Source organism: Ureibacillus endophyticus, assembly GCF_003628435.1.
In the GTDB taxonomy this organism is placed as follows: domain Bacteria; phylum Bacillota; class Bacilli; order Bacillales_A; family Planococcaceae; genus Ureibacillus; species Ureibacillus endophyticus.
The window spans coordinates 31,912-55,964 of record NZ_RBZN01000001.1 but is presented as its reverse complement, the minus strand read 5'-3'; the positions used below and the strand labels follow the sequence as shown (position 1 = coordinate 55,964).

Here is a 24,053-nt window from a genome sequence, read left to right as displayed (position 1 = left end):
TTTAGCGCTTCAACTCGCTAAAGTATTTTCATATATTTTCAGAAAGGAAGCGGTTACAATGTGTTCGAAATTATTTGCTTTAGATATAGGCACTCGTTCCGTCGTAGGTATTATTCTTGAAGAGCAAAACGAGCATTTCCATGTATCAGATATTATTGTAAAAGAACATAAAGAACGTGCAATGGTTGATGGTCAAATACATAATGTTTTGTATGTTGCTGAATTAATAAAAGAAATTAAATCTGAACTGGAACAAAAACACGGCCCGTTAACAAAAGTAAGTGTTGCAGCTGCAGGTAGAGCATTAAAAACAGAACAAGCTAGTGTGACAATTAATATTCGCAATCGGCCAATCTTTACAGAAGAAGATATTAGTCGCTTAGAATTACAAGCAGTTCAACAAGCCCAAGCTAAACTACTTCAAAATAAAGAAGACGTAAAAATGAGTCACTATTATTGTGTTGGTTATTCTGTACTTTATTACAAATTAGATGGTGAAGAAATTGGTAATTTACTAGACCAACAAGGTGATGAAGCAACGGTTGAAGTCATTGCCACTTTTTTACCTCGAGTCGTTGTGGAATCATTACTCGCTGCTTTGAAACGTTCCGATTTAGAAATGGAAGCTTTAACACTCGAACCAATTGCTGCAATCAATGTGTTAATTCCACCTACGATGCGAAGATTAAACGTAGCATTAGTTGACATTGGTGCAGGAACTTCCGATATTGCGATTACAAATCAAGGCACCATTGTTGCATATGGAATGGTACCTACTGCAGGAGATGAAATAACAGAAGCATTAAGTGACCAGTATTTATTAGACTTCCCTATAGCAGAAAAAGCTAAACGTCAACTTTCAACAGATGAAACAATTGTTATTCAAGACATTCTTGGATTTGATCAAGAAATACCGAAAGAAGAAGTAATAGAAGCCATTATACCTGCCATTCGAAATTTAGCAGAATCTATAGGTAATGAAATTTTAAGATTAAATAATCAAGAAGCACCTAAAGCGATCATGTTAGTTGGTGGAGGAAGTTTAACACCAAATTTAACAACGGAACTTTGTAACATTTTAGCACTTCCTTCTAATCGTGTAGCAGTTCGAGGAATAGATGCAATTCAAAACTTAACAAAAGAGGAATTCATTCCAGCTACACCAGAGCTTGTTACACCAATCGGTATTGCAATTGCTGCGAAAAAAGCGCCAGTACAATATATGACCGTTGTTGTAAACGAGCAAATAGTTCGTCTATTTGAAATGAAAGAAATGACCGTTGCAGATGCATTTTTAGCTGCCAACATCCGAGCGAAGCAACTTTATGGAAAACCTGGACAAGGTATTTCTATTACTGTAAACGGACAAGATATTTTTATTCCAGGCGAACATGGGCAACCTGCCACAATTCTCGTTAACGGTGAAACGGCTTCAACGAAAACACTCATCCATCATGGGGATAATATTTCATTGATTGAGGGTATTGATGGAGTTGATGCTAAAGCAACAGTTCGTGATATTGTCGATGGTGCTTCTGTAAAAACAGTGACGATTCAAGGAACAATGTATATCGTTGAGCCGAAAGTGAAAGTTAACGGTGAAAATGCCCCTCTTGAGTTGGAACTAAAAGACCGTGACCATGTTGAAATTGAAACGGTTGAAACTATTGATGAATTATTAAAAGCTATCAATCGATTAGATATACTTCATAAGCTGCAGTCATTTTTCATTCATGTCAACGGCCAACCGATGTTTTTACCGGAATTTACTGCTAAGTTATTTATTAATGGAAAACCTAGCAAATTACAGTATTCAATTCAAGGTGGTGATACATTAACAATTGAAGATTCACCTCTTCCAACTGTACAATCTATAGCAAATAAATTAGATACTTTACTTGAAGAAAAAATAATCGTAACCTTCCAAAATGAACAGCTAGAATTAACGAAAGTTTGTAGAGAAGTACTAGTAAATGGTGCTGTTGTACAACCGAATACTACGATTCAAAATGGAGCTACCATTCAAATTATAGAAAAAGATACGAAACCATGGATTTTCCAAGATGTTTTCCGCTATTCTAATTGGCAACTGCCAACTAATTTTAAAGGGCATTTTACAATTTTGAAAAATGGGATTGCATCTTCATTTGACGAGGAAATTTTCGGTGGCGATAAACTAGAAATTATACTATCTGAATATCCTGTAACAAACATGACCGTGTAAAGTTATTCTACAAAATAAAAAAACGCAAGAATGCTGGTTTTTCCAGTATACTTGCGTTTTTCTTATTTAAATGGAAGATGGACGAGCAATCTCTGCCATATCTACACCTTCGTATGTTTCCATTTCTAAAGGTTCTTCCCCTTCGTATGAAACTGTACCATCATCAAATACACGTGGTACTTTTGACGTTTTTGACTTCACTTTATCAACTAATTGAGTTGATTGCTCTTTTAATTGATTTGAAAGTTGTACTGTTTTTTCTTTAGCTGTAGAAGAAAGTACGACACTTTTATCTTTTAATTGGACAGCTTGGTATGCAACGTCACTTCTTAAATCTCTACCTGTTTTAGGTGCAAGTAGCATGCCAGCTGCTGCTCCAACAATTCCCCCTACTAATGCACCAATTACAAAGTCCTTCATATTTAAAGTTTCCTCCTCGTAGATATCAACATTATTTCCCGTATAAACTTGAGGTAAATTTGCTACAACTTCATTTTTTACTTCATTATAATTTGGCTTTTCCCCGTTCATTTTGCCATCCCCCATTCGCTTATTTACTACGTTTTGTTTTTGAAGATTCTTTAACTATTTTTTCTGCTGCTTTATCCACATCTTCTTGGTCAATGACTTTTCGCTGTTTCCACTTATCAGCAATTTCCATGGCTACATTGCTCCATTGAACCACTTGTGCAATCTTTTCTTCATTTTTACTAACTTCTTTTGTAATAGAAGATGTGATTTGATTAATAGAATTGTTTAAACCTGTAACTGAAGTACCAATATTTTTTACCGCATCAACAACAGAATTCAGTTTTTCTGATTTTTGAGTTATATCTTCTGCCAATGTATTTGTTTTAGCAAGAAGAGAGGTTGTCTCACGAGTAATTCCTTCCATTTGTCCTTCAATTCCTGCAACTGTCCCAGCAATACTATTTAACGTATTTTTAAGGGAAAATAATGTCATCCCTACGCTAATACATAGGACTAAAAAGCCAATTGCTGCTATCAATACTGCAACATATAAAATGATTTCCATGATGTCAAAACCTCCGAGACTCGTTTAGTGTTTTATTCGACAAAAAAATAATAAATCCTTTTTTACTTTGAAAAACACGTTCTTTTACAGGAAAAATCATTGAAATGATTTTAGAAAAAACAGCCTAAACATAATTGTTTAAGCTGTTTCTTCACCATTTTTCAAAACATTTTCAAATGCATCTTGATACTTATGAACATCACCTGCACCCATAAACAAGAACACAGCATTAGTATGCTTTTTTAGTATTTCAATATTTTCCAACTGCAGGACGCTACTACCTTCAATTAGATTTGCCAAATCAGAGATTGTTAATTCTCCTTGTTTTTCCCGGGCAGAACTAAAAATCTCGCATAAATAAATGGCATCAGCCTTTTTTAAACTATCCGCAAATTGTTGCAAGAAAGCTTGCGTACGACTAAATGTATGCGGTTGGAAGATAGCCACGATTTGTCTGTCAGGATATTTTTGTCGAGCTGATTGAATTGTTGCATTGATTTCAGTCGGATGATGTGCATAATCATCAACAAGAACATTATTACCAATTTTCGTCTCTGTAAAACGTCTTTTTACACCAGAATAAGTACTTAGACGCTCTTGAATTACATCAGCTGGTATTCCTTCATAATGACATAAAGAAATAACGGCTAATGAATTCAGAATCGCATGATCCCCATATAGAGGAATTGTAAATTTATCATAATATTCATTTCGCACATATACTTCAAATGTTGTACCATCCGTAGTTTTCTCAACGTTTCTAGCAGCAAAGTCATTGTTTGCCCCTAAGCCATAATATACAACTGGAACATTTGCTTGAATTTTTTGTAAATGTTCATCATCACCACACGCGATGATGGCTTTCTTAACTTGTAATGCCAGTTGTTGGAAAGCAGAATAAACATCATTTACGTCTTTATAATAATCTGGATGGTCAAAATCAATATTTGTCATTACTGCATAGTCTGGATGATATGCTAAAAAGTGACGACGATATTCACATGCTTCCATAACAAAATAAGAAGCATTTTCTTCACCTGAACCTGTGCCATCTCCAATTAGGAAGGAAGTTGGCATAAATCCTCCAATTACATGACTCATCAAACCAGTTGTTGAAGTTTTCCCATGAGCACCTGTAATGGCAATAGATGTATAATTTTTGATATAGTCTCCTAAAAATTTATGATAACGAATTACTTCCACGCCTAATTCTTTCGCTCGAACAATTTCAGGATGTTCGTCAGTAAATGCGTTTCCAGCAATTACTGTCATTCCTTTTTGAATATTATCTGCATTAAAAGGTAGGATTGTTATATTTCGATCTCTTAATGGTTGTTCAGTGAAGTAATATGTCTCAACATCAGACCCTTGAACTTGTTCCCCAGAATCAAATAAAATTTGAGCAAGTGAGCTCATACCTGAACCTTTAATTCCTGTAAAATGATAAACTGTCATATTAAAAAACCTCCCGGGATACCTAGGTCCCAATGAATAAAGTAAAACTACACAAATTTTATTAAAATTATTTAAAATTATATTTATAACTAGTTTGTGCCATTTAGTAAAAACTTACCCCATTATAGCACTATTTTTATTAAACATTAACTGTAGGAATGCACGAAATTTCCTAAATTTTTTCTGAAAAAAAATGAGAGGGAATTCCCCCTCATAATGTACCTTTTCACTTGAAAGAAAATTAATTAGTCAAACATATTAGAAATATCAGCATCTGTAATATAAACTTCTCTCGGTTTACTTCCCCTCTGCTCAGAAATAAATCCATGACTCTCTAACAAGTCAATTAGTCTAGCTGCTCGGTTATATCCAATGTGATATTTTCTTTGAATCGAGGAAGTAGAAGCTGTGCCTTGTTCATATACAAAGCGGCAAACTTCTTCAAACAATTCATCTTGTTCTTCAATCATTTCTGTTTTCTTTAATAATTCATCCTGTTCAAATATATAGTCTGGTTCCCCTTGTGAGCGTACATGATCGATTATTTCTTCAATCTCATCATCAGTAACAAATGTACCTTGTAAGCGAATTGGTGCACTCATCCCGTTTCCTAAGTACAGCATATCTCCTCTTCCAAGAAGACGTTCTGCACCTTGACTATCTAATATTGTACGTGAATCCACTTGTGAAGATACCGCAAATGCAATTCGCGTTGGGATGTTTGATTTGATTAGTCCTGTAATAACATCAACTGATGGGCGTTGTGTTGCTACAATTAAGTGAATACCACAAGCACGAGCTTTTTGTGCAATACGGCAAATTGCTTCTTCTACATCAGCTGGAGACATCATCATTAAATCCGCTAATTCATCGATAACGATTAAAATGTAAGGTAACTTAAGAGCATAATCACCATTTGACTCTGCTAATTTATTATATCGCGGTAAGTCACGAACACCTGCATGAGCAAATAATTGATAGCGTCTTTCCATTTCTTCCACAGCCCATTTTAATGCAGCAGTTGCTGCTTTTACATCCGTAATTACGGGACTCACTAAATGTGGAATATGATTAAATGGTGCAAGTTCTACCATTTTTGGGTCAATTAACATTAATTTTAACTCGTGAGGCGTCGCCTTATATAATAAACTAACTAAAATGGAATTAATACATACTGATTTACCCGAGCCTGTTGCACCTGCAATTAAACCATGGGGCATTTTTCGTAAATCAATCGTAACGGGCTTTCCTGTTAAATCAAGTCCTAACGCCGCTTCTAATGGCGACTCCGATTCAATAAAGCTTTCACTATTAGTAACTTCAGATAATCGAACAGCACGAGCAATACGATTCGGAATTTCAATACCTATTGAACTTTTCCCAGGTATCGGTGCTTGAATTCGAATATCTTTTGCAGCTAAAGCTAATTTTAAATCATCTGCTAAGTTCCGTATTTTACTAACTTTTGTTCCATGACCGACTGTAATTTCGAACTGGGTAACAGCTGGACCTTGCATAATAGACTCCACTTGTGCTGTTACTTGGAAGTGAGACAATGCCTCAACTAAAACATCCGCTTGAGATTCCATCCAATCACGGTCTTCTGTTTTTTCTTCAGGTGGTGATAAAAACTCAACAGATGGTTTAACATAAATTTTGCTTGTTTTTTTCTCAACAACATCTTGAATCGGTTCGTCAATCTTTTGTTGTTTTTCTTCTAATGTATCTTTTGGCAACTCATTTTCAACCACATCAATATTCGCTTCTATTTGTTTCTCTGTATGTACCTCTTTATCTGATGTTATATCAGAATTCGGTAATTCAGAAGAGATAGGAGCAGTCACTTCTTCAACTTTTTCTAATTGATTTTTATTTGTTTGTAATAAGCCATTTGTATGCCTAGATAATTCCTTAATTACATCATTATGTTGAGTAAGTTGTTTTTGTGCTAATTTTGCTGCGTATTTTTCTTTGTCAGATTTTAACATTATCACGTTAAATGGCAATGTACCGCGCTTTTTCTCTTTTACATCTGTATCTTGTTCATCAATAATTTCTGTTTTTGAATCTTCAGTTGTGTCTTGATTTTGTTCAATCAAGTCTCTTTCATGAGTAGCATCAAGATTGGAAGAGTCATTTTCTTTTTGTATTTCTTCAGTACCCTTCTCTTTAATCTCTTCAACTAAGATTGGAATTTCTTCGACATGATCATACAGTTCACTTTTCAGATCTATTACAGGTTCCTCTATGTCGTTTTCAATCACTTCTTCAATCTCAATTGAAATAGGCTGATGGAGAATTTCACTTTTTACAGACTCTATAACCTCATTATTTTGAACATGGTGTCCAGTTTCTTCTAGCTTCTCTACAACGATTTCATTCTGTTGATTATTTACCTCTTTTTGAACTGCAATAATTTCAATCATTTCCGATTGTTCTTCATCAATTTTTACCTTTTCAAATGGTACATGCTGATTGCTCTGGTCTTTAAGTTCTTCTAAAATTTCTCGTGCATCTAGTTGATCATCAGAAATTTTAGTTGTATGCGATTTATTGTTAATTATCGTTTGTTGTGTAGTTTTATTTTCAGGGTGTTCTACACTTGATAGCACCTGCTGAGTTTCTTTTGAAATCAATTTTTCATCTACAATTTGTGTTGCACTTGCAATCTCTTTTGAAGTTTGAAGAACCTCGTTATAAATTTTGGCTGCTTCTTTGTTCGGTGGTTTTAAAACCTGCTGATGATTTTCTTCATCTTCCTTTGATTGCTCATACTTTTGTTCGGATCCCTGTTTTTTCGTTAATAATTCATTAATGTTACTTGGTTTCCTAAATCCGTGAACCGGTGATGGCACATTCGTTGGTACAAATCTTCTATGAGCAACCGGTGGATTTGGACTTTCTTGTACGACTTTTGGTGTTGGATTTACTCTTTTAATTCTTGGACTAGTTTCTTCTTTTTTTTCTACTTTTCGAATGCTCGAACTATAGTTAACTCCAGATGTGTTTCCTTTAGAACGTTGACGTTTCTCTAGTAATTCCCGAATACCCGATACTTCCACATCATAGACTTTTGATATTGCATTTTTTTGATAATAGTCTGTTATGTTCCTACTATCTCTAAATTCATTTACTTCTTGATCGAAGTTTTTTGGTGTGGAAGAAACCTCTTTTTCATAGTCATCTATTAGAGGAAACCGAAAACTTGAACGTTTTTGTTGGTGTTGTTCAGTTGTTGTTTCTCTATAGTTAGAGTATTCTTGTTCATCGAATGGCTCTTCTTCGTAATATTCGTCATCATCATCTCTATCATTTAAAAACAATTTATTCAGTTGTTTTTTAAACCAATTCACTTTATATCACTCTCTTCTACAAACATAGCATTTTTATTCTAAAGTAATTATATGTATAAGTGCAGGATAATTTAACCATAAAGAGATATTTAATAGATTTTTTTCTATGTTAATATGTTTTAGATTAATATAAAATTTCTCATACATAATGATACAAATTGCAATATATATATCAAAATCATACCACATATTCATTGCAATATTATAACAATGATGCAACATTTAGTTAAAAGATAAAGGACGTCTAAAATTAATTTTTAGACGTCCCCCTATAATCTCTTGAAGTTTAAAATACAACTTTTAGAGAAAAGAGTTTTAATAAATTTTTTTGATACGAAAGAGGTTGTCCAACTTACTTCGACTTCCTAATTTAACGCATTAAAGAGTTGAAGGTATTTCAAATGGTGCCCCAACTTCTGCATCATAATTTAACACTAAAATTCCTTTTGCAGAAGGTGCATTTGGAATTGCTAATTCTTTTGCAGAGCAAAGCATACCACTTGAAGCCACACCGCGTAACTCTGATTGTTTAATTACTAAACCAGAAGGCATTACAGCACCAATTTTAGCAACTACTACTTTTTGTCCAGCTTCTACATTCGGTGCACCACAAACGATCTGTAATACTTCATCTCCCACATTTACTTTACAAATGCTTAGTTTATCAGCATTTGGATGTTTTTCTTTTTCTTCAACATAACCTACAACAAATTTTGGTGTAAAGTCTACATCAAGTGAAACATTTGCGCCATTCTCTTTTAAAGCAGCCTCTAATTTCCCAACGATTTCAGGTGTTACTTCAACATTTCCTTGAGCTTCAATTTGCATATATTTGCTTGCATTAAATAAATTAAATGCTTTAATTTCACCCGTTGCTTTTTCTTTTAAAATGGCAACATCGCCAACTTTTTCAACTTCTGTATTTACAATACTTTCTGTTGCTAATTGTACTAATAATACATCTCCAACATGTGGTTTGTTATAACTAATAATCATTTTTCATCTTTCTCCTTATTTACTTTATTTTTAGCCAATATAAATATCGGCTCTAATTCGCCTTTTTCATATACAAACGATAAAGAAGTGATCGGCACTGTGCCTACAGTAAAGAAATGCATCGTCATTTGTGCTAATACATCATACCCTACTTCATTACGAATATCACCAATAATTAATACATCTTGATGAGGAACAGATAACGTCATATCCCCTTCTACTTTTTCTTCCATCTCTTTTAAAAATGTTTCATTTAAAATTCGACTCGCATCGTAGCCATCATTATGATTTAGGAAATAGAATACATTTCCTGCCACTTCATCTTTCTTTGTGTTTGTCGGTAATTTTCGAACGGAAAAACGGGCAGCTTCACGAATTTGATTTGCTGATACTTGTAGCTTTTCCAACATTGATTCGTCAATTAGTCGATAGGTTGTCCCTAAATCAAGAGCGTAGAAAATACGAGTTTCAGCAGTGTGGTCTGTCGTAATAAAAGGATGTCCCTCATTAGATTTTAAAGGAAAAGAAGTGGACCTTACAACAGGGTACACAAGGGATAAATCATGGAACCCTTCTTTTTGTTCTTTTTCCATTGCATCAAAGGTTTGTACAATCGTATAAACTACTTCATCAATTGCCTTTTCCTTTATTGAATGATATTTAGCTAAAATATCAGATAAGGTAAGTTCCATACCTTTATTTAGTGATTTATGGTTTAAACGTAATGTTTCTTTTTCATCATCAAAAATATATTCGTATCGTTCAGTACCTAAACGCGACTTTATCTGTTCAACCAGTTGCTTTGATTTCATAGTTTTACGCCTCTTTTACACAATAGTTAAGGATAACAAGTAGAAATCCTATTTAAAAATAAACGGCTCACCAATTGTGAACCGTAATTAATAAAGTATTTATCTAGAGTATTGTACAAAAGTTTTATTAACTAGTCGATTAGTTTGTCCTATAGATTGTACTAGTATTATTCAATTAATTCTACTGATCTAGCAATCGACATCATATCTGTTAATTTTTCATCGATTTTTTTATTTTTAGTGATAGTAGAAATCTTTACACCGCCGCTACTTGTAATAAGTTCGTAATTTTCATCATCAATTTCAACAACAGCTGAAAATCCAAAGGCTCCATCTGATTCGTATGTACTTTCTTTAATCACCTTTTTTGAAGAGTCTTTCTTGAATAAATTGTAGTGAAGTTTGCTATCTTGCTGCTCATATTGATTAACAAAAAGTATATATTGGTCTTTGCCTTTTGTTAAAATTAAGTTATTTAAATCTTCACTCTCTTTAACACTATAGCCTGATGGAACAAATAGCTGTATTTCCCCAATTGTTTTATTTGGTTTGTTTGAGTTTTCCTTGAATACAGTTTCTGCACTTGCTAAGCCAAGTTCCACTTGCTCATCGATTGGTTTCCCACAACCAGTAAGCACAAATGCAACCATCATAAATACAACTACATGAACCCATTTCAATTTCATATGTATCCCCCGCTTTCTGAAAAAGGCGTATGCTATAAAATATTATCTTGATAACATAAATATTGTCCAATAAGAAGTTTGACAATGTGTTCGAACATTTCTGTACGGTTTATCAGTCCAGCTGTAAAAACGCCAATTGCTCCTGAGTGATGTCTAGTATCTTTTTCTTTTGTAAATTCATCCATTACTGGACCTAATTCCTTACCCGCTCGTAACTCTTTTGCAATGTCTTCAGGTAGTAAAAATTGAGCACCCGCGCAAGATAAAACCGTTCCATCTGGCAAGGCTACAGCACCCCAATTACAGCAATACATTAAGCCATCTAATTCATGCACTCCACCTTCTAGCCCAAAATTCAATTCAGCATTAGCAACTTTTAAAGTATTTAATGCCCGATTAATTGCTCCTTGGCGAGTTTCTTCATTAGAAAAGGGTTGTTCCGAAACATTGGACGCAACTGAAAATTGTTCAAATTGAACATCTTCAAAATATGTACGAACTACATTTTCAATAGCAGCTGTTTTTGCTTTATTTTTAGTTCCAATTGCAACTTTCATGGATTTCATCTCCGAAATGTTTAATTTACGTTTAATTAAGACGTTTGTATCAAAAAAAAGTGGCCGTCTGAAAGTACTTTGAGACGGCCACTTTGCGCCGAGGATGGTGGCATTTTAATGCGACCACCGCAGAAGTAATACTTCCTTTGAGTATTTTTTGAATAAGGAAGAAGGTGTCCAAAGAGTATTTTCTTTTTGGACACCTTCTTTTTACTAAATACAATTTTAAGCGTTGTTAATAATTGTTTCAACTGTTGTTCGGTCAAGTGTTCTAATAAGTTTAACAAGTAATTCTTTTGCAGCTGCATAATCATCAACATGGATAATCGAAGCAGCTGTATGAATATAACGCGAACAAATGCCAATTACTGTACTTGGAATCCCTTTTTGTAACGTATGAACTCTTCCTGCGTCTGTTCCACCTTGTGAAACAAAATATTGATATGGAATGTTGTTCGTTTCTGCAGTATCTAGAACAAATTCACGTAATCCATGGTGTGTTACCATTGTTGGATCATAAATACGTATAAGTGTTCCTTTCCCTAACTGTCCAAACTGAGTTTTATCGCCTGTTGTATCATTTGCTGCCGAGGCATCTAGTGCAAAGAATAAATCAGGTTGAATCATATTTGCGGATACTTGAGCACCACGTAAACCAACCTCTTCCATTACATTGGCACCTGAATATAAATGATTGACAACTTTTTCATCTCTTAATTCTTTTAACAATTCAATGGCTAATCCACAACCATAACGATTATCCCATGCTTTCGCCATAATTTTTTTAGGATTAGCCATTACAGTAAATGGACAAATTGGAATAATTGATTGCCCTGGTCTAATCCCCATATCAAGAGCATCTTGTTTACTGTCAGCGCCTACATCAATAAGCATATCTTTGATTTCTGTAGGTTTATTTTTATCTGTACCTCTTAGTAAATGAGGAGGAATAGATGCAATAACACCTGGGATTTCTTGTTCCTTGGCATAGATAGTTACTCTTTGAGCTTGTAGTACTTGGTTTGACCAACCACCTAAAGTTTGAAAACGGATCATCCCATTTTCTGTAATATTCGTGACCATAAATGAAACTTCATCCATATGGCCAGCAACTAAAATTTTGGGAGCATTTTCTTGTTCGGATTTTCTTACTCCAAAGATGCCACCTAAATTGTCCTGAATAATTTCATCAGAATATTTTTCAAGTTCACTACGCATAAATTTACGGATATTTCGTTCATCACCAGGAGCACCCGGTAATTCCGTTAAAGTTTTAAATAATTGTAACGTCTCAGTATTCAACAAGAACACTCCCTGTTTATAGATTCATACGTCCTTTATTTTACCACATATTTCTTCTCTTTTTAGTTTGCACATTAAATTAAGCATGTTCTAAAATAATTTGATTATCCTTATAAGATAATTTATGAAGTGATGGATTTGTAAATGTGAGAATTTTAGTTATGGTATAAAATATCTGTTGGAATGGAGTGTGGCAGAGTGCAGCTAACTGCATTTGCTGGCAAAATTAATTGAGGCCAACCCTAGATGAGAGCTTCTAAATCAACTTTATCCAGATCAAAACTGAAACATTTTTACTATAAACAAAATTTGAAACAATCATATCGTTTTAAAGAATAACAAGACATACTTCTATATTTGATGTTAAAATAAGGGATAATTTAAAGGAGGATGGCATATGAAATTACGAGATTTTTTAATTGGCGTGGCAACAGGTTTAGCTGCAGCAGTAATTATTAAAGAAGCTTCTGACAGAATTTCACCATTTTTACCTGCCAATCAAGTACTGAATAATGTAAAGTTTGAATTTAAAAAAGAAACACCGATTGATGGTTCATGGATTTATATGCAAACAGAAGATTTTAATAATGGTATTTCTACAATTCCAGTTTATCGCGGAGGCATTACTAGAGTTGTGAATGGAGAATTAGAAACATTTGAATTCGCTGCAGATGCTCGTTCTGGTGTAATTGTAGAATTAGTAAAATCGTAATAAAAAGTGGGGAAAAGTTTCGAAAAACTTATATCCCCACTTCTTTTTATGAATTCATTTGAAATTTAATTTTCGCTTCTTTTGTTCGTTTTAGAGATGATACAACTTCTTTTCCATCTGCTGACCATTGAATCATACGATAATAGGCATCGTGATAGAAAATAAATTTATAATTATTTGCTAATGCTTCCTTCATAATTTTTTCTTTAGCAAATACACTTGTCATTGGATAATCATCATACGCCATCACCCACAATGGATTTTGATGTGCATGAGTAGCCATTATATCTGCCATATGAATCATTGTTTCCCCGTTTTGGGTTAATTTAATGATTGCATGTCCATCACTATGGCCACCTGTATGAATCATTTCAATTCCTGGCGCTATCGTAATAGAATCTGTAAATGTTTCCACTTGATGTTGAATCGGTTCCCAATTTTCTTTCCAGTACGTATTTCTAGAACGGATATTTGGATTACGCATTTCATTCCATTCTACTTCTGTAGTATAAATCTTTGCATTCGGGAAAGATGGTACAAGAGTATCCCCTTCCCAATATGTTAACCCACCAGCATGATCAAAATGCAAATGAGTCATTAAAACTACATCTATATCCGCAGGAGTTAAACCTAATTTCTTTAAACTTTCAAAAACAGTTGATTCTTCAGTAACCCCATAGTTTCGAAGCTGTTTCTCTGTTAGCTTATTAAAACCTACTCCGCTATCAATTAAGTAGTTCTTACCCTCATATTGTATTAGGATTGGTTCACATGCCAATTCAATTTGGTTTAATTCATTTGTAGGATATTTTCTTGACCAAAGTGGTTTTGGAACTACCCCAAACATTGCTCCGCCATCTAAAGAAGTGACTCCCCCATCGAGCCATGTTAATTGCATTTTGTGAAATTGAAGTTGATCCATCCATTTCTCCCCTTTTCCCTAAAAACTTTATATTGTAGCGACTTCCGTTTAGTTGCCGCATGAATATACTACTTTTTCGAAATAAACTGAGATTCTAATCTGTAGATTGGCTGACCCTTTGCGGAAAACTTCTCTTCGTATTCCGTCATAATGTTATCTTCTGGCTCATCTGCGTGTAAATCTAGAGAAACAAATTTTAATAACATACCATACTCTGACATACTAATTAGAGAATATTCAAATAAACCACGGTTGTCCGTTTTAAAGTGAATTTCCCCATTATCAATTAAAATTGATTCATACAATTTTAAAAATCCTTCATGAGTTAATCTGCGTTTTGCATGGCGTTTTTTTGGCCAAGGATCTGAAAAATTCAAATAAACACGACTAACATCATTTTTTGTAAAGTATTTATCTAAATCAGCTCCATTTACTTTTAACAAACGTAAATTCGGAGGAGTGTTTGCATCTATTACCTTCTCAAGTGCACTTACGATGACACTATCATATAATTCTATGCCAATATAATTAATATCTGGATTCGCCAAAGCCATTCCAGTTACAAATTGACCTTTACCTGTTCCTACTTCAATATGTAGTGGGTTATCATTTCCAAAAACTTCACGCCAGTTTCCTTTAAAGTTTTCTGGGTTTGGAATAATAATTTCTGGGTGACTATTGATAAACTCTTCTGCCCAAGGTTTGTTTCTTAATCTCACTTACATGTTCCTCTTTTCTTTGCTGTTCGTTTTATATGAGTTGAACTTATATCCTAACGTTCATGCCCATTAAATTTCTTATATTATAACTTAATTATCTACTAATTCCATAATATCGCTACTTTTCATTCACCAAATTCCAACTTTTTGGCTGAATATCAAATTCTATAGTCGATTCCTTAGTTAATGGTTTGATAATTTCTCCGTCAGTGTGACAAAGAATCTGTTCTTTAACACTGATTTTTACATTTTCAGCACTCGTTTGTACGACTGCCTTTAAACGAGTATGTGCTCCGAAAAATACCATTACGAATAATAATAATAACTTTATTCTCGGAAGATTATGTACTAGTGTTAGTTCTAGTATTCCATCATTTGGTTTAGATTTTGGGGATATTTTCATACCTCCCCCAAAATAAGGTTGATTGCTCAGTGTAACAAACCATACATTTTTATAGGATCTCTCAACACCGTCTATACAAACTGTTAAATCAAATATCTTAAATTTAAATAATCCATACACTAAAAAATAAACATAACTCAATTTTCCTAAGCCAATTGAATTCAATCTTTTTTTAAGCTTAGATTGGTTTGCTAGATTCGCAACAAAGGCATCGAAGCCAATACCTGCATTATTGATAAAACTCTTCTGAGTAGTAGTATTTATTTTTAAAAGACCACTATCCATTTGTTCATATGTACACTCTTTTTTTAAGATTAATTGTTCAATTTCTTTGGCATTGTGAAATGAAAAATAGCCACGAGAAAAATCATTGCCTGAACCTGCTGCAATATTTCCAACGAAAACATTTCGAAAACCCTTTACCCCATTTAGCACTTCATGAATGGTACCATCTCCACCTACAACAATAATGAGTAATTTTTCCCCATTTGACAATGCTGTTTCACCTAGTTGTTGTGCAATCTCTTTTGCATGTTCTTTATATTGTGTTAAATGGAAAGTATAAGAGATATTCAGTTCTTTCCTAAATTGTTCCCAAATTTTCTTCCCTTTTCCATTCCCCGCAAATTCATTGATAATAAAATGTAGCTTCATCTCTACTCCTTAAGATTTTCAACATTCCATATATCACGATTAAAGGAGGTGGTTTGAACATGGTTTAATATTGATTGTGCTGCTTGCATTTGCATTCGTTTCATTGGAGAGATTGAGCGCTTCAATTGCATTAACCATTTTGGGAATTCTCTTTTATCAATAAATTGAACATTATAAAGAGAACCAGGATAATCAAAATAACCGTTTCTTGAAAGCAATACTTTTCGAATTGGTAAGTCTACTCCTTGATTCGTGAAAATTTGCGAAATAACGGATTCCATTCGATTTAATTGGATGAGTGGGTTGAGTATTTTTTTATCTACTTTCCCTACTTTTTCTGTCCAAAATCGTTCGCTATTTCCAACATAAACAGCCATGTTATCGTTTTCCACCACTGTAATACAAATACATTCTGTTGGTGTTAAAATGATAACATCCAACTCAACTGGTGCTTTTTTGACTTTAATAATTGGATAATAGAAAATTAAATAACTATCTGGCAATTGTTGAAGTATATTTCTTAACAACGTATCTCGTAGAAACTTAGGATCTACATAGGATTTTTCTCGTAAAGTCGAACTAGCCCACTTTAATTGAAAATGGAAAAATTGATCTAGAAACATCACTTTTAATTCTTCTAGCGTTTGAGGATGATACACAATTTTTGGCTCAAAAAATAAGGTAGTTGTTTCATCTTCAGGAATAATCTCATCGTTATCAACTAACTCATTTTCAACATTGACTTCCTCTATATTTTCTTCTGTTTCATTTCTTCTAAATATCTTTTTAAAAAATGTAAAACGCTCTTTTGGCTCTTCGTTTTCCTCATCAGTCTCTATATGTTCCCAATTAGGAAGTTCTTCTCCAGACAACCATTGTGTTTTGACTCTATCCCACTGGTTTTGTTTCAATCGGACAAATTGAGTTGGATATCTCGTTAAGGCCGTTTCGTATCTCGAAATATAATCTTGAAGTTTTACTAATTGAGCCAAATAAAACACTCCTATCTACTACAGTTACTTTAATTTTACATGAGGAAGGTAAAAAAAAATAGTGGATAGCCAATTAGCTAATCCACTATTTCAAATTATTTTATGTCAGTTACTTGAAAATTACTAGGAATTTTTGTTTCAAATTGTGCCTGCAGTTTACGTGTCCATTCACCAATTACACCATTATTAATTTTTGTACCATCAATTTCAGTCACTGGAGTAATTTCAGATGTTGTAGATGATACAAACACTTCATCCATTTGTAAAATTTCAGATTTTGTAAATGCTGTCTCTTTTACTGGAAGATTCACTTCTTTCGCACAAGTTAAAACTACTCGACGCGTAATTCCATCGAGAATCAGGTTGTTGATTGGATGTGTATATAATATGCCGTTTTTAATACCAAACACATTCGTAGACGAGCCTTCTGTAATAATATCTCCACGATGCAAGATCGCTTCATAACAACCTTTTTCATGGGCTTCTTGTTTTGCTAGGACAGCGCCTAGTAAATTTAACGATTTGATATCACAGCGTAACCATCGAATATCTTCCACAAAGGTTGCTTTTACACCTTTTTCTTTATTTTCTAAAGGTCTAGGTGATTCTTTCACATTACCAGTCAACACAGGTAAAACTGTATCTCCTGGAAAATGGTGATTTCGAGAGGCTGTTCCTCTTGTAATTTGAAAATATAGATTCCCCGTATTTAATTCATTCTCTTCCACCAATTGATGTAGCAACATGTGTAATTTATCTTTCGTATAAGGTACTGTTATACGAATTTTTTCTGCACTTTTATAAAAACGATCAATATGTTCCTTTGCAGTAAACATTTCCCCGTTATACACTTTTATTACTTCATAAACTCCATCACCAAATTGATAACCGCGATCCTCTTTATCAATTACAATTTCTTCATCTTTAACAATTTTATCATTCCATAAAGAATATCCCATTCTAGCACTCCCCATTCATATTTACTTTGCCAACTCAACGATTGCCTCAGCATATATTGCTGCAGCCTTTATTAAGTTATCAATGACAACAAATTCGTCAGCTTGGTGGGCAACATCCGGTTCTCCTGGGAATAGCATGCCAAAAGCTACCCCTTTCTTCATTACCCGCGCGTACGTTCCTCCACCAGTTGATAATGGTTTTGAATGGTCGTTTGTATATTTTCTATATACTGACAACAACGTTTGAACGAGGTTGTCTTCTTCAGGAACATAATGTGGTGCTGAGTTTGATACAACATCAAGACTAAAACCATAAGAAGATGTTCGTTTAGTAGCCTCTGTAATTTTTTCTTCAAATGGATATGAAACCGAATAGCGCATACTAACTTGAATTCTTGCACCTTTTTCACGGTGGAATAAAATAACTCCAGGATTTAATGTTGTTTTGCCTGACATTTCATCTGAATGATTTAATGATATTTTCGTTCCATAATGGTCGCCATCGAATGCTTCCACAATAAATGAAACAAATTGTTTACTTGCTTTAGTTAATAAATAAGGCTTTAAAAATTTTGCTAAAAGAACCGCTGCATTAAGACCCTTTTCCGGCTCCATAGCATGAGCAGATTTTCCTTGAACTGTTACAATATATTTATCATTTTCTTGATTTATTGTACCTTGGATGTGATTTTTATTTATAAATTCCTGGAAATCTCCCATAATATCATCCTGTACATTTTGAACAATTGCCTTTGCAAAGTCAGGCACCATATTTGAACGTTGACCTGATTGGAAAGCAATTAATTGTTCATCACTTAACGTCTCTTTTAACGTAAAATCTAGTAATGCAATTCCTTTTTCAGCATTGATAAGTGGAAAATCAGCATCAGGAGCAAATCCGATAGTTGGCATTTCTTCTTTACTAAAATAATGGTTCACACATCGAAAACCACTTTCTTCATCAGTTCCAATAATCATGCGAACTCGTTTATTTAAAGGAATACCTGCATCTTTTATCATTTTCATTGCAAGCCATGCTGCCATTGTTGGACCTTTATCATCGATTGCTCCACGGCCATATAGTTTGCCCTCCGCAATTTCACCTTTAAATGGCGGATAATTCCAAGAATCGCCTGCTGGTACTACATCGACATGACATAAAATCCCGACTAAATCTTCTCCTTGCCCCATTTCTATATGTCCTGCAAAGTTATCTACATTTTTAGTAGTAAATCCTTGTTCTTCACCTTTATTTAGCATAAATTGTAATGCTTGCAATGGACCTCGGCCAAATGGTGCATCACTTGTCGCATTTGCTTCATCTAGCACACTCTCAATTTGTATTAATTGTTGTAACTCATCAATTAACTCTTCTTTTCTAGATTGTGCTAATTTTAACCAATCCATTAAGAACCACCTCACTAATTAATACGATTATTTTACTCTTTCTTTATAAAAGTACAAAGAAATAAGTTATATTCGGTTAATTTCTTTCATAAAATAAATATAGATGGCACGACTACCTATAAAATTTTCAGAATTTTTACAAATTATTTAAAACTAAATTTCAATGTAAAAATTATATTAATTGACTGAGAATTATGGAAAAGTTAATAGTTTATTGATATAATTGCGTTGTCAAGGTAATTATTTTGACACAAACTTTATAATAAAGGGGATGTCCGAGGCAACAATTTAAACAGCTTTTGAGAACACCTCTATATGTAGTCGTCCGCTAGTCTTTGCCATGAGAATTAAGATCGAAGGAGTGGTTCATTTATGAAACCAACTACTGACAGAATGCTTAATCGTATTAAAGACGTGTACATGTTTATCCTGGATAAGGGAACAGTGTCTACACAGGATTTAGTCGAAGAGTTCAACATCACTCCTCGCACCATTCAAAGAGATTTGAATGTGTTAGCCTTTAACGACTTGGTTGAAAGTCCAAGTCGAGGTAAATGGACAACGACGAAGAAAAAAGTTAAATTGACATCTTAGACTTTTCGAATTAATTTCGTATATAAAAAAAGAATGACCTTTCGTCGGGGTCATTCTTTTTTCTTATTGTTTTGTTGTAAAGAAGCTAATTCTTCTTCTGTTAATTCACGATATTCACCAAGTTCTAAATTCTCATCAAGTACTAAGCTACCCATTGATAATCTCTTTAAATAAGTTACTTTCTTGCCAACGGATTCAAACATCCGCTTCACTTGATGGAATTTACCCTCTTGAATAGTAAGTTCAATTTCTGATGTGCTTCCTGATTTTAAAATGACAAGTTCTCCTGGTTTTGTAACATAGCCATCATCTAATTCTACACCGAGTTTAAATGCTTCTATATCCTCTTCAGTAACTTCCCCATCTATTAATGCATAATAAGTCTTAGGTACATGCTTTTTAGGAGATAGAAGATTATGTGCTAGTTGACCATCGTTTGTAATTAACAATAACCCTTCAGTATCTTTATCTAATCGCCCAACAGGAAATGGTTTAAAATGTTGTGCTAGCGGATCTAATAAATCAATTACTGTTTGATCATAATTGTCTTCCGTAGCAGAAATCACGCCAGGAGGTTTATTCATCATTAAATATATAAATTCAGTGTATTGAACAACTTCACCATATACACTTACTTGTTGTACTTCAGGATTAACGTGTATGCTTGCATCCTTTACTACTTCACCATCTATTGTTACTGCTTTTTGCTTCAATAATTGTTTTACTTCTTTTCGAGAACCAAATCCCATGTTTGCTAATAATTTATCTAAACGCAACCTTAAACCCCCTACTTAAACCCAAACTTCCCGGCAATTTTTGAAATACGCTCACCTAATAGTTTTTGTGCTAGTCCTAATCTGAAAGACGCGTAGCCATAAATTCCTGCACCTACCCCAATACAGATTAATAAATAAACGAGCGCTAACAACTTACTTGTTGGTTCTGCAATTAGGTATAGTCCTTTATTAACCACGATGACTGAAATTGCCATGACAATTGTTAAAATACAAATTAAAATAACTCTTCTGAATACTAATTTCGAACGATATTGAAGGACTTTATGAATAACAAGGATATTAATCACAATCGTCACAATATAACCAATAACCGTAGCTAAAATCGCTCCATCAACTTCAAATAATTTTATAAGCGGTTCATTTAGCATAAGTTTCACTAATAAACCTGTCAGTAAACTAAAGATAATCCATTTTTGATAATCGATTCCTTGTAAAATTGCAGCCGTTACAGAAAATAACGCAAATAGGATTGCTGCTGGTGCATAGTGAGCTAATACAAGCGCACCCATATCATCTTTTTCGTATAACACATGGTAAACATCGGGAGCTAAAATCATAATCCCAATACTAGCTGGTATCGTAATGAATAATAACACTTGATATGTTTTATTCATTGCACCTTTAAGACCATTAAAGTCACCCAGTGTATAATATTTTGTAATCGTTGGGATTAACGCCATTGAAAAACCTGTCGCTAACATAACCGGTATTATAACGATTTTATGAGTTAATAAATTTAACATCGATAAATACGTATCCGTCACTTTTGCTAAACCGATTTCATTCATTGCTCGATTAAAAGTTAGCATGTCCACTAATTGGAATAGTGGGTTTGAAAGTCCTACAAAAACAATTGGTATCGAATATTGTAAAATTTCTTTGTAAATATTTTTAGTTGATAATTCTCCAGTTGATACGGAGGTAGCTAACAATTGATTAAATTCTGGTTTTAGCTTTCTCCAATAATAATAAAGAACTACTAATCCACCAAGGGCACCTACAAATGCAGCAAATACTGCAAATTTAATCGCAGTTCCTGGAGTTCCTTTAAATAACACAACAACAATAAAGGATCCACCAAGTAACACAATAATACGAACAATTTGTTCGACTAATTGTGATACAGACGTTGGCATGTAATGATCATGCCCTTGGAAAAATCCTCTGACTAAACTCATAAATGGTACAACTAATAATGCAAAACTTACCCAACGAATCACCGATGCAATTTGTTCTACATTATAAATTTGTTCTTTATCATTAATAACAACGCTTGCAATTGGTGTAGCCATTAAATTTAATATCAAAAAGGCAATAAATCCAGTAACAATCATTACTAACACACCGGATTTAAATAATCGTCGTCCAGCTTCGTAATCACCAAGGGAATTATACTTCGATACAAACTTCGATACTGCTAATGGCAACCCCGAAATTGCCACTGAAAGCATAATATTGTATGGAATATAAGCATATTGGTATAATCCAATATTCTCTTTCCCTACAATTGAATAAAACGGGAAAAGATAAATTAAACCTAATACTTTAGAGAGAAACAATCCGATTGTTAATATCGCAGTTCCTTTCATCAATGAAGACATATAAACATTCCAATCTTTATGAAAATGTAGAGATAATTTATGTATTTAAAGAAAATAATAGCCGACTTATATAGTCGACGCCGTTTACTAACATCAAGTTCGAAAAACAATCTACATGTTAGTTTACCTCTGAAAGACAATTTACTCAAATAGTTTCTTCATATTTATGTATAATATGGTGTACATAGAAACATTTTATGAAATGATTGATAAAGAAAGTGAGATTAAATATGTTTGACGTTATCGTAATAGGTGGAGGTCCCTCTGGTTTAATGGCTGCAATTGCTGCTGCTGAACAAAAGAAAAAAGTGTTACTAATAGAAAAAAGTAATAAACTAGGCAAAAAATTAGCTATTTCTGGTGGCGGTCGTTGTAATGTCACAAATCGATTATCTGTAGATGAAATTATTAAACATATCCCAGGAAATGGTCGATTTTTATACAGTCCTTTTACAGTGTACAACAACGAAAATATCATCGAGTTTTTTGAAGGACTCGGTGTGAAATTAAAAGAAGAAGATCACGGACGTATGTTTCCAGTATCAAACCGCGCGCAAGATGTTGTTGATGCATTAGTAAAAGAATTAAAAAGACTACATGTTGAAATACGTTTACAAACATCCGTAGCAAAATTATTAATGGACGATGAAAAGGTATTAGGTGTGCGCCTTGATGATGGCACGGAATTGCTAGCGAAGGCTGTGATTGTTGCAGTTGGCGGTAAAGCGGTTCCTCAAACAGGTTCTACTGGGGATGGTTATCCTTGGGCAGAACGAGCAGGTCATACAGTTACAGAGCTTTATCCAACTGAAGTACCAGTAAAATCAAAAGAAACATTTATTGAATCCCGTGAATTGCAAGGCTTGGCTTTACGTGATGTTGCAGTTTCAGTTTTAAATAAAAAAGGTAAATCAATCGTTACACATCAAATGGACATGCTGTTTACCCATTTCGGTTTAAGTGGTCCAGCGATTTTACGTTGTAGTCAATTTATTGTAAAAGAACGTAAGAAAAATGGAGGAGCACCTGTTAAAATTCGAATTCATACGTTAACTGAGTTTAACGAAGAAACATGTCTCCAATATTTAAACAAATTAATTAAAGAAGATCCAAAAAAAGCAGTTAAAAATATTTGGAAAGGGATTGCGCCGGAACGTTGGCTATTATTTTTAATGGAACGTGCAAATATTAATCCATCACAAATCGCTGCTGAACTTTCTCAAGATAAAATACGTTCATTTGCGCGTGAATTAGTAAGTTTTGAAATGGAAGTACACGGAACACTGCCTTTAGAAAAAGCCTTTGTGACAGGCGGGGGTGTGTCCGTTAAAGAAATTGAACCGAAGACGATGGCCTCAAAAATGAAATACGGCTTGTACTTCTGTGGTGAAATTCTCGATATTCATGGATACACAGGTGGCTATAATATCACAAGCGCGCTTGTTACCGGACGCATCGCTGGTATGAGTGCAGGATCTTTATAAATATCAACCGGGCTAACATATCATATGCCCGGTTTTTTTAATTAGACATGGTAGTGAAGATTCTATTGACCATGAAATTTTTATGTTATTTGCATGATGAAGACAATTTTTACCTATTCCATTCACCTTTTTCGTCTTCATCAGCTGTATGAATTCCGGTTTGAGCTATTTTCTTCTCCATTTTCGTATTCATCAGCCATATGAATACCATTTCGCTCTAATTTCCTCGCCATTTTCGTATTCATCAGTCATATGAATACCATTTTGCTCTAATTTCCTCGCCATTTTCGTATTCATCAGTCATATGAATACCATTTTGCTCTAATTTCCTCGCCATTTTCGTATTCATCAGTCATATGAATACCATTTTGCTCTAATTTCCTCGCCA

21 protein-coding genes are annotated in these 24,053 nt (G+C 33.9%); 4 read left to right on the top strand and 17 right to left on the bottom strand.

All coding sequences use genetic code 11. The features are described from left to right. Positions 1 to 58: 58 nt before the first annotated feature. Positions 59 to 2,224, top strand: coding sequence for a cell division protein FtsA (locus D8M03_RS00240; RefSeq protein WP_121212669.1), 2,166 nt, complete (start codon positions 59 to 61; stop codon positions 2,222 to 2,224). Positions 2,225 to 2,290: 66 nt separating this feature from the next. Here D8M03_RS00240 and D8M03_RS00235 read toward each other — a convergent pair whose 3' ends face one another. From D8M03_RS00235 to D8M03_RS00195, 9 genes are all read right to left on the bottom strand, one after another. Then, positions 2,291 to 2,755: a YtxH domain-containing protein gene (locus tag D8M03_RS00235; protein WP_121212668.1), complete on the bottom strand. Its 465-nt coding sequence runs from the start codon at positions 2,753 to 2,755 to the stop codon at positions 2,291 to 2,293. Between the two features lie 19 nt (positions 2,756 to 2,774). Beyond that, positions 2,775 to 3,260 carry a DUF948 domain-containing protein gene (locus tag D8M03_RS00230; protein ID WP_121212667.1) on the bottom strand — a complete coding sequence of 162 codons (486 nt, stop codon included), beginning with the start codon at positions 3,258 to 3,260 and terminating at the stop codon, positions 2,775 to 2,777. Between the two features lie 138 nt (positions 3,261 to 3,398). Next, entirely contained in the window at positions 3,399 to 4,715 is a 1,317-nt protein-coding gene (gene murC, locus D8M03_RS00225; RefSeq protein WP_121212666.1) for a UDP-N-acetylmuramate--L-alanine ligase, read from the bottom strand. Positions 4,716 to 4,960: 245 nt separating this feature from the next. Continuing rightward, positions 4,961 to 8,068, bottom strand: a complete 3,108-nt coding sequence (locus D8M03_RS00220; protein ID WP_121212665.1) for a DNA translocase FtsK — start codon at positions 8,066 to 8,068, stop codon at positions 4,961 to 4,963. 378 nt (positions 8,069 to 8,446) lie between these two features. After that, positions 8,447 to 9,064, bottom strand: a complete 618-nt coding sequence (ytpR, locus tag D8M03_RS00215) for a YtpR family tRNA-binding protein (protein ID WP_121212664.1) — start codon at positions 9,062 to 9,064, stop codon at positions 8,447 to 8,449. After that, positions 9,061 to 9,876, bottom strand: a complete 816-nt coding sequence (locus D8M03_RS00210; protein WP_121212663.1) for a DUF1444 domain-containing protein — start codon at positions 9,874 to 9,876, stop codon at positions 9,061 to 9,063. Before D8M03_RS00210 ends, ytpR begins: the two co-directional genes overlap by 4 nt. Positions 9,877 to 10,043: 167 nt before the next feature. Continuing rightward, a complete protein-coding gene (locus D8M03_RS00205; RefSeq protein ID WP_121212662.1) occupies positions 10,044 to 10,562 on the bottom strand; it encodes a hypothetical protein in 519 nt (172 codons plus the stop codon). A gap of 32 nt (positions 10,563 to 10,594) precedes the next feature. Continuing rightward, positions 10,595 to 11,119: a DUF84 family protein gene (locus D8M03_RS00200; RefSeq protein WP_121212661.1), complete on the bottom strand. Its 525-nt coding sequence runs from the start codon at positions 11,117 to 11,119 to the stop codon at positions 10,595 to 10,597. 225 nt (positions 11,120 to 11,344) lie between these two features. Beyond that, positions 11,345 to 12,421, bottom strand: a complete 1,077-nt coding sequence (locus D8M03_RS00195; RefSeq protein WP_121212660.1) for a M42 family metallopeptidase — start codon at positions 12,419 to 12,421, stop codon at positions 11,345 to 11,347. A 397-nt stretch (positions 12,422 to 12,818) separates the two neighbouring features. On the opposite strand from D8M03_RS00195, the gene D8M03_RS00190 reads away from it, so the two are divergent. Further along, on the top strand, positions 12,819 to 13,133 hold the full coding sequence (locus D8M03_RS00190) for a hypothetical protein (RefSeq protein WP_121212659.1): 315 nt from the start codon (positions 12,819 to 12,821) through the stop codon (positions 13,131 to 13,133). A 46-nt stretch (positions 13,134 to 13,179) separates the two neighbouring features. On the opposite strand, the gene D8M03_RS00185 is transcribed toward D8M03_RS00190, so the two are convergent. The 6 genes from D8M03_RS00185 to pepV form a co-directional block, all read right to left on the bottom strand. Next, positions 13,180 to 14,055 (bottom strand): YtnP family quorum-quenching lactonase, encoded by an 876-nt coding sequence (locus D8M03_RS00185; protein WP_121212658.1) that lies wholly within the window; start codon positions 14,053 to 14,055, stop codon positions 13,180 to 13,182. A 68-nt stretch (positions 14,056 to 14,123) separates the two neighbouring features. After that, positions 14,124 to 14,774 (bottom strand): tRNA (guanosine(46)-N7)-methyltransferase TrmB, encoded by a 651-nt coding sequence (gene trmB / locus D8M03_RS00180; protein ID WP_121212657.1) that lies wholly within the window; start codon positions 14,772 to 14,774, stop codon positions 14,124 to 14,126. 118 nt (positions 14,775 to 14,892) lie between these two features. Then, positions 14,893 to 15,831, bottom strand: a complete 939-nt coding sequence (locus D8M03_RS00175; protein ID WP_121212656.1) for a diacylglycerol/lipid kinase family protein — start codon at positions 15,829 to 15,831, stop codon at positions 14,893 to 14,895. 2 nt (positions 15,832 to 15,833) lie between these two features. Further along, a complete protein-coding gene (locus tag D8M03_RS00170) occupies positions 15,834 to 16,823 on the bottom strand; it encodes a nuclease-related domain-containing protein (RefSeq protein WP_121212655.1) in 990 nt (329 codons plus the stop codon). 95 nt (positions 16,824 to 16,918) lie between these two features. Continuing rightward, a complete protein-coding gene (gene dat, locus D8M03_RS00165; RefSeq protein WP_121212654.1) occupies positions 16,919 to 17,782 on the bottom strand; it encodes a D-amino-acid transaminase in 864 nt (287 codons plus the stop codon). Between the two features lie 21 nt (positions 17,783 to 17,803). Further along, the gene (gene pepV, locus D8M03_RS00160) at positions 17,804 to 19,189 is read right to left on the bottom strand and encodes a dipeptidase PepV (RefSeq protein ID WP_121212653.1); all 1,386 of its coding nucleotides are present in this window, start codon (positions 19,187 to 19,189) and stop codon (positions 17,804 to 17,806) included. A 372-nt stretch (positions 19,190 to 19,561) separates the two neighbouring features. Here pepV and D8M03_RS00155 point away from each other — a divergent pair, with 372 nt between their 5' ends. Continuing rightward, the gene (locus tag D8M03_RS00155) at positions 19,562 to 19,783 is read left to right on the top strand and encodes a DeoR family transcriptional regulator (protein WP_121212652.1); all 222 of its coding nucleotides are present in this window, start codon (positions 19,562 to 19,564) and stop codon (positions 19,781 to 19,783) included. Positions 19,784 to 19,833: 50 nt separating this feature from the next. On the opposite strand, the gene D8M03_RS00150 is transcribed toward D8M03_RS00155, so the two are convergent. Both D8M03_RS00150 and D8M03_RS00145 read right to left on the bottom strand, forming a co-directional pair. After that, a complete protein-coding gene (locus tag D8M03_RS00150; protein ID WP_121212651.1) occupies positions 19,834 to 20,559 on the bottom strand; it encodes a pseudouridine synthase in 726 nt (241 codons plus the stop codon). 11 nt (positions 20,560 to 20,570) lie between these two features. Then, a complete protein-coding gene (locus tag D8M03_RS00145; protein ID WP_121212650.1) occupies positions 20,571 to 22,181 on the bottom strand; it encodes a putative polysaccharide biosynthesis protein in 1,611 nt (536 codons plus the stop codon). A gap of 230 nt (positions 22,182 to 22,411) precedes the next feature. Between D8M03_RS00145 and D8M03_RS00140 the strand changes: the two genes are divergently transcribed. Beyond that, positions 22,412 to 23,665, top strand: a complete 1,254-nt coding sequence (locus D8M03_RS00140; protein ID WP_121212649.1) for a BaiN/RdsA family NAD(P)/FAD-dependent oxidoreductase — start codon at positions 22,412 to 22,414, stop codon at positions 23,663 to 23,665. Positions 23,666 to 24,053: the final 388 nt, after the last annotated feature.